At 60.5% G+C, this 13,314-nt stretch carries 10 protein-coding genes; 5 read left to right on the top strand and 5 right to left on the bottom strand.

Features of this window, described 5'->3' with window-relative positions:
• Window positions 1-7: 7 nt before the first annotated feature.
• Window positions 8-736: an ROK family protein gene (locus EV281_RS04460; RefSeq protein WP_132652006.1), complete on the bottom strand. Its 729-nt coding sequence runs from the start codon at window positions 734-736 to the stop codon at window positions 8-10.
• Between the two features lie 162 nt (window positions 737-898).
• Here EV281_RS04460 and EV281_RS04455 point away from each other — a divergent pair, with 162 nt between their 5' ends.
• Complete coding sequence (locus EV281_RS04455) at window positions 899-3,307, top strand: glucan 1,4-alpha-glucosidase (RefSeq protein WP_245508211.1); 2,409 nt, start codon at window positions 899-901, stop codon at window positions 3,305-3,307.
• Window positions 3,308-3,431: 124 nt separating this feature from the next.
• Window positions 3,432-4,085: a LysE family translocator gene (locus tag EV281_RS04450; RefSeq protein WP_132651699.1), complete on the top strand. Its 654-nt coding sequence runs from the start codon at window positions 3,432-3,434 to the stop codon at window positions 4,083-4,085.
• Window positions 4,086-4,139: 54 nt separating this feature from the next.
• Here EV281_RS04450 and EV281_RS04445 read toward each other — a convergent pair whose 3' ends face one another.
• Window positions 4,140-5,210, bottom strand: coding sequence for a GGDEF domain-containing protein (locus tag EV281_RS04445; RefSeq protein WP_132651698.1), 1,071 nt, complete (start codon window positions 5,208-5,210; stop codon window positions 4,140-4,142).
• A 363-nt stretch (window positions 5,211-5,573) separates the two neighbouring features.
• Here EV281_RS04445 and EV281_RS04440 point away from each other — a divergent pair, with 363 nt between their 5' ends.
• Window positions 5,574-5,795 carry a hypothetical protein gene (locus tag EV281_RS04440; RefSeq protein WP_132651697.1) on the top strand — a complete coding sequence of 74 codons (222 nt, stop codon included), beginning with the start codon at window positions 5,574-5,576 and terminating at the stop codon, window positions 5,793-5,795.
• 16 nt (window positions 5,796-5,811) lie between these two features.
• Here EV281_RS04440 and EV281_RS04435 read toward each other — a convergent pair whose 3' ends face one another.
• A complete protein-coding gene (locus tag EV281_RS04435; RefSeq protein WP_132651696.1) occupies window positions 5,812-7,419 on the bottom strand; it encodes a fumarate hydratase in 1,608 nt (535 codons plus the stop codon).
• Window positions 7,420-7,638: 219 nt separating this feature from the next.
• A complete protein-coding gene (gene fumC, locus EV281_RS04430; RefSeq protein WP_132651695.1) occupies window positions 7,639-9,030 on the bottom strand; it encodes a class II fumarate hydratase in 1,392 nt (463 codons plus the stop codon).
• 429 nt (window positions 9,031-9,459) lie between these two features.
• On the opposite strand from fumC, the gene EV281_RS04425 reads away from it, so the two are divergent.
• Complete coding sequence (locus EV281_RS04425; protein ID WP_132651694.1) at window positions 9,460-11,358, top strand: L,D-transpeptidase family protein; 1,899 nt, start codon at window positions 9,460-9,462, stop codon at window positions 11,356-11,358.
• Between the two features lie 317 nt (window positions 11,359-11,675).
• On the opposite strand, the gene EV281_RS04420 is transcribed toward EV281_RS04425, so the two are convergent.
• The gene (locus EV281_RS04420) at window positions 11,676-12,410 is read right to left on the bottom strand and encodes an HAD family hydrolase (RefSeq protein WP_132651693.1); all 735 of its coding nucleotides are present in this window, start codon (window positions 12,408-12,410) and stop codon (window positions 11,676-11,678) included.
• 195 nt (window positions 12,411-12,605) lie between these two features.
• On the opposite strand from EV281_RS04420, the gene rpiA reads away from it, so the two are divergent.
• Complete coding sequence (gene rpiA / locus EV281_RS04415; protein WP_132651692.1) at window positions 12,606-13,304, top strand: ribose-5-phosphate isomerase RpiA; 699 nt, start codon at window positions 12,606-12,608, stop codon at window positions 13,302-13,304.
• Window positions 13,305-13,314 lie beyond the last annotated feature (10 nt).

Below are 13,314 nucleotides of genomic sequence, written 5' to 3'. Positions count from 1 at the left end.
CTGACGTTCACAGCCGCAGGCTGTCATCCAACCAGACCCGGAAACCGCCGCGGAAGGCGTTGTCATTGCTGCCGCGCCGGCACTTCGGCGGCATTTCCTTGAGGCGGTCAACATTGCCGCCGCCGATGACGATATAATCGGGCTGCAGGGCGGCAGCCAGGCGATCGGCGACGTCGAAGACCGACTTTCGCCATCTGCCTTTGCCGCGACCCTCGAGGCCGCGTTCGCCGACATAATCCTCGAAAGTCGCTTTCCTGTAAGGCATATGCGCCAGTTCGAGCGGAATGCAGACATTCTCGGCAATCATGGCCGAGCCCAGTCCCGTGCCGAGGCCAAGGAAGAGCATGCGACCGCCCTCGTAACTGCCGATCGCCTGCATCAGCGCGTCGTTGACCATGCGGACGGGCTTGCCGAGCGCCTTCTCGAAATCGAAACCTTTCCATCCCGACCCGAGGTTGAACGGATCGGCTGCGGGACGGTGGCCAGCGACGGGACCGGGATAGCCCATCGCGATCAGGTCATAGTGCCAGTCGGCCGTGAGATCGCGGAGCCCAGCGACCATCGCTGCCGCCGTCATCTTTGAACCGGATACGACCTTGCGCCGTTCGCTGCCGCTGCTGAGCTCTGCTTTCACATGCGAACCGCCGATGTCGACAGCCAGAACCACGGGCTTGGCGGATGCCGCCTTCGCCTTGCTGTGTTCACGCGTCTGTTTTGCTTCAGATATTTCCGTCATGTCAGCCATGCTGGCACTCCTCCTGTGCGATGCTCGCTTCCCCGCATATTCTTATCCGGCGCAAGATCGTAACCGGTCAAGGTCGGTATATTGCGGATCGCTGAATTTCGTCTCAGGATGGTGTGCTCAATGAGGAGCCTAGCCCGAGCGGAGGAACTGCACTTGGCCGTTGCGATATTGCCACCCGGTTCCGTCGTGCCGCCGGGCGCGCCGGGCATCGAGCCCCGCTGGACCTCCAGCGACAAGAGCGCGGTCGGGACCGCCGTGAGTGCTGCGAGCTGTGTCTGGTTTACAGTGAGTCATGGCATCCTCAATGAGATCTATGCGCCACGGCTCGATATGGCCTGCGTGCGCGATTTCGGCTTCATCGTCACGGCAGAGGACTATTTTTCTGAGGAGAAGCGCGATGCCGAGCACCGGGTGGAGGCGATCGAGGACGGCGTTCCGGCCTTCCGCCTCGTCAATACCGCCGGCGACGGCCGCTATCGTATCACCAAGACGATCTTCTCGGATCCGGAGCGCGAAGTGGTGCTGCAGGACATTCGCTTTCAGGCGTTGAAGGGCAATCTCTCCGACTACCGGCTGCATGCGCTGGTCGCCCCGCATCTCGTCAATGGCGGCGCGAACAACACCGGCTGGTACACCGATTTCAAGGGCAGGCCGATGCTCTTTGCCGAAGGGTCGGGGCGCTCTCTCGCAGTTGCCAGTTCGGTGCCGTGGCTTGCCCGTTCCGTGGGTTATGTCGGTTTTTCCGATGGCTGGCAGACATTGTCGCGCGGCGAAGGGCTGAGACAGGATTATTGCTGCGCCGCTGACGGTAATGTCGCGCTATCGGGCACGCTCGATATTCAGGCGGGAATGGGGCGCGCGCTGATCGTCATCGGATTCGGCACTCAGCCGGAGGAGGCGGCCTTGCGGTCGCTGCTCAGCCTCGAACAGGATGTCGAGCCGGCACTGAAACACTACCGCAACGGATGGCGGGAATGGCAGGCCGGTCTGCTTGCGCTCGACGAACCGCATGATCCGACCCAGCTGAACCGCTACCGCGTCAGTACCAGCGTGCTTGCCACCCACCGCGACGATGCCTCGGGCGCCATCATCGCCAGCCTTTCCATCCCCTGGGGCTTCAACAAGAGCGACGATGATCTTGGCGGTTATCATCTGGTATGGACGCGTGATCTGGTGGAGACGGCGGGCGGTCTGCTTGCCGCCGGGGCGGCCGCGGACGCACGTTCGGTGCTCGACTATCTCACCGTCATCCAGGAGGCGGACGGCCATTGGGTGCAAAATGCCTGGCTTGACGGGCGGCCCTACTGGTACGGCATACAGATGGACGAGACGGCCTTTCCGATCCTGCTCTATGACATGCTGCTGCGGTCGGGCGAAATCGGCACGTCGGAGGCCCACCGCTACCTGCCGATGATCGAGGCGGCGGCTGGCTACATTGTCAAAAACGGCCCCGCCACGCAGGAAGATCGCTGGGAGGAGGATGCCGGCTATTCGCCCTTCACGCTCGCCGTCGAAATTGCCGGCCTGCTCGCAGCAGCCGATGCCGTCGAAGCGGCCGGGCGGCTCGATGCGGCACACTATCTGCGCGAGGTGGCCGACGGCTGGAACGAGCGGATCGAGGAGTGGACCTACGCCACCGACACGGAACTGTCGCGCAGCCTGGGCATCGAGGGCTATTACGTGCGCATCGCTTCGGCCACCAATGGCGCCATGTCACTGAGGCGTGACTTTATTCCGATCCGCAACCGCGACGATCTCGGCGAGGTGCTTGAAGCGGACCTGCTGATCAGCCCGGATGCGCTGGCGCTGGTACGCTTCGGCCTTCGCGCCGCCGACGATCCGCGCATCCTCGGCACGATTGCGGCGATCGACGCGCAGTTGCGCCGGGAGCTGCCGGCCGGCCCCTATTGGTATCGCTACAACGACGACGGCTATGGCGAGCGCATCGGCGGCGCGCCGTTTGCCGGCAGCGGTGTCGGCAGGCTCTGGCCGCTCCTGACCGGAGAGCGCGCCCACTATGAGCTCGCCGCCGGTCGCGCAGACGAGGCGCGGCGGATGCTGGCCGCGCTCGAAGCCTCCGCAAGCGAGGGCGGGCTGTTGCCGGAGCAGATATGGGATAGCGAGGACGTGCCGGAACGAGAGCTTTTTCTCGGCCGCCCCTCTGGCAGCGCCATGCCGTTGGTCTGGGCGCATGCCGAGCATATCAAGCTGCTGCGATCGCTGCGCGACGGCGTCATTTTCGATATGCCACCCCAGACTTTTGCCCGCTATGTTGCGGCGAAGCCCGCGTCGGCGCCCTTCGCATGGCGATTGACCGGTCGGCGCGACCAGATGCCGGCAAGCCGGCGGCTTCGCATCGAACTGCCCGCGCCCGCACTGGTGCGCTGGTCCGCCGACGGCTGGGCAAGCGCCACCGACAGCCCATGCCGCGACACCGGCTTCGGCATGCATGTCTTCGACCTGCCGACTCAGGCACTCAACCCTGGCAGGATCGATTTCACGATCTTCTGGACGGATGTGAATCGCTGGGAGGGCGAAGATTACCGGATCGAGGTGGTTTGAGCCGATCTATCACAGCCAATCTTGTCGCGATGGGTAATGATGGGGCCGCCGACCCGTTTCTGTGTGGCCTCAGACATGATATCGGCTATGTCCGAGGGCGTTGCCAACACCGAGGAGCTCGTGAATGTTCGTTTCAAGCACGCTGATCCCGTTTTTCCTGGCGCTTCTTGCCCTGCAGCTCTCGCCGGGTCCGGATATGCTGCTGGTTATCGGGCGCGGCATAGGGCAGGGCCGGCGTGTAGCCTTTCTGACAGCCGTCGGCGGGACGCTCGCGGCAGGGCTGATCCAGCTTCCGCTTCTGGCGCTTGGGGTCGCGTCGATCATCCAGAGTTCGCCGCTCGCCTTTGCGGTTCTTCGCTGGGCGGGGGCTGCCTATCTCATCTGGCTCGGCCTGAAGCTTCTGCTGAAATCACGTGGAAAACTCGATCCGACCGTCGAACGCAGTCCTGTCTCCAATGTGACGGCGCTGCGCGATGGCATGGTCAGCAATCTGACGAACCCGAAGGTATTGGTTTTCATGCTGGCGTTTCTCCCGCAATTCGTAGATCCACACAATGGCTGGCCCGTTGCCGCTCAGCTTCTGATCCTCGGAGGGATTCAGAAGCTTTCCGGCTTCGTCGTGCTTGCGCTTGTGGCTCTTGGCGCTGGCGGTCTCGGCGATTGGCTTTCCCGTCGCCCGCATTTGCTCATCTGGCAAAAGCGCTTCACCGGGCTTGTGATGCTCGGCCTCGGTATTCGTCTGGCGCTGACCGGGGAGGCGCGGCCGGTCACGGCATAGTACCGGCGCAGGCGGCGGGCGCCTGAACCGTTTCCTGAACGTACTCCGCCGATATCACGACTTGTAGATCAGCCAGCTCTTGGTGAACTCCTTCTGCATTCCATCCTCGTAGACGACGGTGCAGTTGCGGCCGGCATTCTTGGCGCTGTAGAGGGCGATGTCGCTCTTGGAATAAAGCTCGCCGGAATCTTCGGCGTTGGACGCCATGCAGATGCCGATGGAGACCGTGACCGGGCCGTAATTGACGCGCGTCCGGGAATTCTTGAAGGGCGTGGCCTCCAGCGTCCGGCGGATGCGCTCGGCGATCGCCGTCACTTCCTCCAGCGTATTGCCGTCGATGATGAGGGCAAATTCCTCGCCGCCGGTGCGGGCGACGAAAACATCACGGCGGACGTTACTGCGGATGACGGAGGCGACCGTGGCCAGAACCTTGTCGCCGACCGGGTGCCCATAGGTGTCGTTGATCTTCTTGAAATTATCGATGTCGGCAAGCACCAACGCGGTGACCGGGCGTAGCGCCGGATTGTTGAAGATGGCGGCAAGCCGGTCGTCGAAGGCGCGGCGGTTGGAAAGGCGTGTCAGCGAATCCGTATTAGCGATGCGTTTGTATTCGTCGAGTTCCTTGCGAACCTCGTCCATCTCCTGCGAGCGCTGGACCATGTCCTCGACGGTCTTTTCGCCATGGGTGATAGTGTCGCCGGTGGCTCGGGTCAGAAGGTCGATCGCGTTTTCGATCAGGTCGGCGCTCGTCGTGCTTTTCGAGCTGATGCGCTTGCAGGTCTCGCTGAGCAATCGGTTATAGCTTTCGAGCGATGTCTGCTCCTGGCGAAGCACACGCAAGAGGCCTTCGAGCTCGCCGGCAATGCGGCTGTGGGCATCGTCGAAGATTTTGGCGGGTGAGGTGTGTGCGCAGTGCTGCGCGCCGAGCGCATCGAGCTCGGCCTGCGTCGCCTGGCTGCCGAGAGCCGCAAGATCGCGGGTGAGCGCGGGATTGGAGCCGATATAGGCTTCATAGAAGAGTTCGTAGTTGCGGGGAATTGGCGCAACGCCCATAGCGCGCATGGCATAGGTAATCTGACCTGCCACATCGGGAACCTGCACCTTGGGCGCAACGGCCGTATTCATTCCGGCAACTCCTCATCCAATTCTTAAGCAATCTTCTATTTGTTAGCTTAGATTTCTTGGGAAAAGATTAAAGCGACATATACCAAAGATTACATACGATAAGTTTGACGGGCATCATTACTAAGATCAGCCCTATGATTTCTCTCGGGATTTTGTAAGTACGACTGAGAGTGAGACACCTCTTATGCGCGAGGCGTCTCAAAAAAGTTCAGTCGTTTTCTCTTTTCAGGGATCGTTTTTGTTTTGTCGACGGTCGGTGTCTGTTCTCTGATCTACTGGCGGACAGGGCGAAATGACAGATTCTATTTCATCAAACCTGGTTTACGGGAACCGGATCGCGGCTCCCTGCCGAAGGCATGAGTCATGGAATCGTCTCGCCATACTTCGCCAGCCATTCTTGCATTCGCCGTCGTTGCCGGCGGCGTCTTTCTCCTGCAGCAGAGCGGCTTCTTCAACGGCATCTTCAGGACCGACATTCTCGCCAGCGTGAAGGCTGAGGACGTTTTGAGCGCATCCGATATCGCCGCGATGGAAAAACCAGTGGCGGCCGACATCGATACGGCGCAGACGGCGTCCCTGCGGTAGCCAGGCGCCTTCAGTCTCAGCCGAGGTTCAGTTCCTGAAAGAAGTCATTGCCCTTGTCGTCGATGACGATGAAGGCGGGAAAATCTTCCACTTCGATCTTCCAGACGGCTTCCATACCGAGCTCGGGATATTCCAGCACCTCGACCTTTCGGATGCAGTCCTGCGCCAGGCGCGCGGCCGGCCCACCGATCGAGCCGAGATAGAAGCCCCGATGCGTCTTGCAGGCTTCGCGCACGGCGCGCGAGCGGTTGCCCTTGGCGAGCATCACCATGGAACCGCCGAAGGACTGGAACTGGTCGACATAGCTATCCATGCGGCCAGCTGTTGTCGGGCCGAAGGAGCCGGAGGCGTAACCGGCGGGCGTCTTGGCAGGGCCAGCGTAATAGACCGGGTGGTTCTTCATGTAGTCAGGCATGCCTTCGCCTTTTTCCAGCCGCTCGCGGATCTTGGCGTGCGCAAGGTCACGGGCCACGATGATCGTGCCCGTCAGCGACAGGCGCGTCTTGACCGGATGCCTGGAAAGCTCGGCGAGAATATCGGCCATCGGCTGGTTGAGATCGACGCGTACGACGGATTCAGAAAGCTTCGCCTCGTCGATCTCGGGCATGTATTTCGACGGATCGGTTTCCAGCTGCTCAATGAAGATGCCGTCGCGGGTGATCTTGCCCTTGGCCTGACGGTCGGCGGAACAGGAGACGCCGAGACCGATCGGCAGCGAGGCGCCATGACGGGGCAAGCGGATGACGCGCACGTCATGGCAGAAATATTTGCCGCCGAACTGGGCGCCGACGCCGAGGCTCTGCGTCAGCTTGTGGATTTCCTTCTCCATCTCGATATCGCGGAACGCGTGGCCGCTTTCGGAACCCTCCGTTGGCAATTCGTCGAGATAGCGGGTGGAGGCGAGCTTGACCGTCTTCAGGTTCATCTCGGCCGAAGTGCCGCCGATGACGACAGCCAGATGGTAGGGGGGACAGGCGGCCGTACCCAAGGTGAGGATCTTCTCCTTGAGGAAGTCCAGCATGCGGTCATGCGTCAAAAGCGACGGGGTGCCCTGGTACAGGAAGGTCTTGTTGGCCGAGCCGCCGCCCTTGGCGACGAAAAGGAAGTCATAGCTGTCGGTGCCTTCCTCATAGATGTCGATCTGCGCCGGCAGATTGTTCTTGGTGTTCTTCTCCTCGAACATCTTGATGGGCGCGAGCTGCGAATAGCGCAGGTTCTTCTTTTCATAGGCGTCGAGCACGCCCTTCGAAAGGGCAGCCGTATCGCCGCCTTCTGTCCACACACGACGGCCCTTCTTGCCCATGATGATCGCAGTGCCCGTATCCTGGCACATCGGCAGCACGCCGCCGGCGGCGATATTGGCATTCTTCAGAAGGTCATAGGCGACGAAACGGTCGTTATCGGTCGCTTCGGGATCGTCGAGGATCGCGGCGAGCTGCTTCAGATGGCCGGGGCGCAGCAGATGGTTGATATCGGCAAAGGCGGTTTCGGCGAGGAGGCGAATGCCCTCCGGATCGACCGTCAGGATCTCCTGGCCCTTGAACGTATCGACAGAAACATAGTCGCTGCTGATCTTGCGGTAAGGGGTGGTGTCGGCGCCGAGAGGAAAGAGATCGTCAGCCATCGAAGTGACCTTTCTGGTGGGATAGTTTGGAAACGGTCTAAATGTGGCTGGGGGTAAAAGCAATTGGGGAGGGTGAGGGATTGGCGGCGAAAACGCCGCGGTCCTTTTTGCTCCTCCCCAAGTCGGACAAGAAGCACCGCAGCCCCTTGAGGCGCCGAACTTACCTCGAAAATCAAAAAGGCCGGCATAGGGCCGGCCTCCGAAACTCATGCAACCCGATCACTTCGGGCTGATCATCGTCTCCGGCCGCACGATCTCATCATATTCCTCAGATGTCACGAGCCCGCTTGCCAGTGCCTCCTCCTTCAGCGTCGTGCCGTTCTTGTGCGCCGTCTTGGCGATCTTGGCGGCCGCGTCGTATCCGATCTTTGGCGCAAGTGCGGTCACCAGCATCAGCGAGCGTTCGAGACCGGCCTTGATATTGTCTTCGCGGGCCTCGATGCCGACGACGCAATTGTTGGCGAAGGAGACGGCGGCGTCGCCGAGCAGCTGGACCGACTGCAGGAAGTTGTAGGCCATCATCGGGTTATAGACGTTGAGCTCGAAATGCCCCTGGCTATCGGCGAAGGTCAGCGCGGCGTTGTTGCCGAAGACGTGAATGCAGACCTGCGTCAGTGCCTCGCACTGCGTTGGGTTCACCTTACCGGGCATGATCGATGATCCGGGCTCGTTTTCCGGCAGCGCCAGTTCGCCGAGGCCGGAGCGCGGGCCGGAGCCGAGAAAGCGAATGTCGTTGGCGATCTTGAAGAGGGCAGCCGCTGCCGCGTTGATCGCGCCGTGAGCGAAAACCATCGAATCATGCGAGGCGAGCGCCTCGAATTTGTTCGGCGCGGTCACGAAGGGCATGCCGGTGATGGCGGCGATCTCTTCGGCGACCTTCTCGGCGAATCCGACGGGCGCATTGAGGCCGGTGCCGACGGCCGTGCCGCCCTGGGCGAGTTCGCAGAGGCCGGGCAGGGTCATCTCGATGCGCTTGATGGCGGAGCCGACCTGCGCGGCATAGCCCGAAAATTCCTGGCCAAGGGTCAGCGGCGTCGCATCCTGCGTATGCGTGCGGCCGATCTTGATGATGTGGCTGAATTCCGTGACCTTCATGTCGAGCGCAGCATGCAGATGCTTCAGCGACGGCAGAAGGTGATGGGCGATCTGCTCGGCGCAGGCAATGTGCATGGCCGTCGGATAGGTGTCGTTCGACGACTGGCTCATGTTAACGTGATCGTTCGGGTGCACCGGCTTCTTGGAACCCATGACGCCGCCAAGCATTTCTATAGCGCGATTGGAGATCACCTCGTTGGCATTCATGTTGGATTGCGTGCCGGAGCCGGTCTGCCAGACGACCAGCGGAAAATGGTCGTTCAGTTTGCCGTCGATCACTTCCTGGGCGGCATCCACGATAGACTTGCCGATGTTGGGATCAAGCTGGCCGAGCGCCATGTTTGCGCGCGCCGCTGCCTGTTTGACGATGCCAAGCGCACGTACGATCGAGAGCGGCTGCTTCTCCCAGCCGATCTTGAAATTGCCGAGAGAACGCTGCGCCTGCGCGCCCCAATATCGGTCGCTGGCAACTTCAATCGGGCCAAATGTGTCGGTTTCGGTGCGGGTGGAACTCATGGCTTCGTGCCTTCCTGTCGCATGCTGTTAAGAGCAGTCCTTGAAGATGAGAGACTTATAGGATGGAACGCTTACCAAGAAAACCGGATCCCACGCGAAATATTGAAAACGGGGCTCATGTTTTGCATCGCCTACCAGCGCTTCGCCAGGCGTGTTCTTTCGGCCACGCCGGAAAATTAATGCAAAGAGCGTCAGAAAGCGCACTTTCTCGCGGAGGAAAATTCGGTAAAAAATTAACTAATAATTTCATAATTTTGTGTGAACTGCTGCGTGGCGTCGCGTTCGATTCCGTCACACGAAGTTGAGCGCTGAAAGCACTGGCATCGCCGGCCGATTTCTGATGAATGGGCCGCGGCTGCCGGGAATTCTGGAAGAATTGATCTGAGCCTTTTTGCTCGACAACAGCATGATACTGGAACTGGAAAACAGATGAAGTTCATTTTGAAAAGCGCGGTTTCCGCATTGGCACTTTCCTGCGTGATTGGCGCGGTTCCTGCGCATGCCTATACGCTGATGGACATGCTGCGCGGCGACCGGGCAAGAGGCCAGAGCACCATCATCATGGACCCGTCGGCTCCGATCCGCGGCAATCCGGGAAATCGCAACGGCGGCCTTGGCGGCGATCTCGATCCCGAAGCAGCACTGCCGAAGGTTTCCAGCCCGCGCTACTATACCTATAAGGCCGAGGCGCTGCAGCTCGTCGATACGACCAAGTTTGCCGATCCCGTCGTGACCGGCGCCGTTGCCGATGTCTCGGGTACGGCGACCACCGACGGCGCTCCGCAGCGTCACTTCCTGACGGAAGCCAAGGTTCGCGCCAACGCCGATGTCGCCAAGGCCCTGCAAGCCTACTATGGCGACGGCAAGAATCCGCTCGTCTGGGTCTCCGGCGAGGGCGTCAATGAGCGCGGCAAGGCGGCGATGAGCGTACTTGCCGATGCTGCAAGCGTTGGCCTCGATCCGGCCGACTATGCCGTCGCCGAGCCGACAATCGATCAGGCCAATCCGGACCCGGATGCTCGCGACCGCGCACTGACGCAGTTCGAACTGGCGCTGTCCTCGAAAGTTCTCGCTTACGTGCAGGACACGACACGTGGCCGCGTCGATCCCAACAAGCTGTCCGGCTACCATGATTTCCAGCGCAAGGTCGTGAAGCTCGATCCCGTGCTGAAGCTTTCCCGCCTGAGCCCTGACGTTGCGGCCTATCTCTCGAGCCGCAATCCCGACAGCATGCAATTCCTGGCGCTGAAGGCCGAGCTTGCCAAGCTGCGCGCAGCCGACGGAGGCAATGAAGAGAGGGTCACCATTTCGCTCGATTCCCTGCTGCGTCCAGGCGACAGCTCGCCGGAAGTAGCCAACATCGTCAAGGCGATCCAGATTCATGGTTCGGAAGAGCTGAAGACCGCACATGCCGCCACCTTCTCGGCCTATGCCGGCAGCAGCGATTATTCGCCTGAGATCGTGTCACTGGTCGAGGACTTCCAGAAGGAGCGCGGCCTGAAGCCCGACGGCGTGATCGGCCAGGCAACCGTGCGCATGATGACCGGCGGCGACAACAATGCCTCCAAGATCGGCAAGCTTGTTGTCGCGATGGAGCAGCTGCGCTGGCTGCCCGCCGACCTCGGCCCGCGCTACGTGATGATCAACCAGCCGGCCTTCATGGCCTACTATTTCAACGACTCCAAGCAGCAGCTTGCGATGCGCACCGTGGTCGGCGGCAAGAATAACCAGACCTATTTCTTTGACGACGAGATCGAAACGGTCGAGTTCAACCCGTTCTGGGGCGTGCCGCAGTCGATCATCATCAACGAGATGCTGCCGAAGCTGCGTTCCAACCCGGACTATCTCGATCAGCTGGGTTATCAGGTCGAAGTCGGCGGCCATGCCGTCCCGTCTTCCAGCGTCGACTGGTATGGCTCGACACAGAACATCTCTGTGCGTCAGCCGCCGAGCAGCGACAATGCGCTGGGTGAATTGAAGATCCTGTTCCCGAACAGCCACGCCATCTACATGCACGACACGCCCTCGAAGAGCTTCTTCAAGCGTGACATGCGGGCGCTGAGCCACGGTTGCGTGCGTCTTTCCGATCCGCGCGCCATGGCAGCGGCGGTTCTCGGCACGACGGTCGATGAGGTCGCCAAGCAGATCGCCACGGGCCAGAACCATGCCGTTAAGGTGCCGCAGAAGATCCCTGTCTATGTATCCTATTTCACCGCCTGGCCGAACAAGGATGGCATGATCGAATATTTCGACGACGTCTATGGCCGCGATGCTTATGTGGAAAAGGCATTCGATGTGACGACGAAGTCGCGCGAGGCGCAGATCTGACGGTTGGTGTTTGATAGGAATTTGACGGGCGGTCTTCGGGCCGCCCGTTTTGTTTCTGGGGTTGGCTAACTGCGGGAATTAGGAGGAGAGGCATACCGTGTGGCCCCCCCCCTCTGGCCTGCCGGCCATCTCCCCCACAGGTGGGGAGATTAGCTGGCAGCGCGGGCTTTCCCAAACAACCAACGTCTCAAACTGCGCGACGTTGGTGATGTGCGAAGGTCAAGCTTCTGGTCGATCTCCCCACCTGTGGGGAGATGGCCGGCAGGCCAGAGGGGGGTATCACACGCTACAACAGCAACGGTGTGAGAGCGTCCGCCTCAAACAGCAATTTTCGCCGCAGATTCCCGCAACAACATCTCCACCAGTTCCGGTGTCAGCTCATCGAAATGCGTGATGATCACATCCGGATCGAGGCTCGACACCGGCACATCCGAATAGCCGAAAGGCACGGCGATGGAGGGCACGTTGGCATTCTTCGCGACCGCAATGTCATTGATGCTATCGCCGATCATCACTGCACGGGAAACATCGCCCCCGGCGCGTTCGATGGTACCGGTCAAATGCCGTGCATCGGGCTTGCGGTATTCGAACGTGTCGCCCCCGGTGATCGCGTCGAAATAATGCATCAAGCCAAGTTTCTCGATGAGGCCGGCGGCAAGGCCTTCCAGCTTGTTGGTACAGACAGCAAGACGGTAGCCCGAGGCCTTCAGCCGGTCCATGGCGGCGATGAGGCCGGGATAGGGCTGGGTATGGCCCGGCATGTTGGCATTATAATGGGCGACGAAACGCTCGACGAGATCCGGAACCTCCTTTGATGTCAGAGGGTGACCCTGCAGCCTGCAGGCACGCTCGATCATCACGCGGGCGCCCTGGCCAACCAGGTGCGTGAGGTCATCATAGGTAACGGGCTCAAGCTTCAGTGCTGCGATCGTATGGTTCAGGCTTTCGACCAGATCGACATGGGTGTCGAGCAGCGTACCGTCGAGATCGAAGACAACGATGGCCTTATTCTCAGGAAGAGCTTGGCCGGCATTTTCGGGAGCAGGGGTCACGGTGATGCCTCTTTGCGGAGTAGGATTTTTAGGGAGTAGGCGATGAACTGACGAAAAGCAACGCAGCGAGATCGGATAGAAAAGTCGCAGCCAAAACGCGTGGCTTTCAATTGCAGGACGATGATTTTGGCTTTCGTTTGCAATACGAGCCGTGTAAACAGCACATCCAACGAAAACATCAGGAGCTGGCGGCGCATGGATGCCCGCGAAATGAAGATCAAGGCCGCCGAGGCCGCACTTGTTCATGTTGAGTATGGAATGCGCCTCGGGATCGGTACGGGAAGCACGGCGGAAGAATTCGTTCGTCTGCTTGCCGAAAAGGTCGCAGCCGGCTTCAAGGTCGAGGGCGTTCCGACGTCCGAGCGTACGGCGCGCCTCTGCGTCGAACTCGGCGTTCCCCTGAAATCGCTTGACGAGCTGCCGGAACTCGATCTCACCATCGACGGCGCCGACGAAGTGGATCCGGCTCTGAGGCTCATCAAGGGCGGCGGCGGCGCGCTGCTGCGCGAAAAGATCGTCGCTGCTGCTTCGACGCGAATGATCGTCATTGCCGACGAGAGCAAACTGGTGCAGACGCTCGGCGCTTTCGCCCTGCCGATCGAGGTCAATCCTTTCGGCCTCGTTTCGACGCGCATCGCGATCGAAAGAACTGCCTCGCGCCTTGGTCTTTCCGGCGAATTGACACTTCGTCAGTCCGGTGACGGGGAGTTTACCACTGACGGCGGCCACCACATCATCGATGCATCTTTTGGCCGCATTCCTGATGCAGAGGCGCTCTCGAGGGAGCTGAATTCCATACCCGGTGTCGTGGAGCACGGGCTTTTCATCAACATGGCGGCGCTTGCGATCATTGCTGGTCCTGCAGGTGCCCGCACGCTGCAGGCAAACAGATAACAGGAGCATA

Origin of the sequence: Rhizobium sp. BK418, assembly GCF_004341105.1 — a bacterium.
In the GTDB taxonomy this organism is placed as follows: Bacteria; Pseudomonadota; Alphaproteobacteria; order Rhizobiales; family Rhizobiaceae; genus Rhizobium.
Note: the sequence above shows the minus strand (reverse complement) of the source record. Positions and strands in the feature narration are given on the sequence as shown.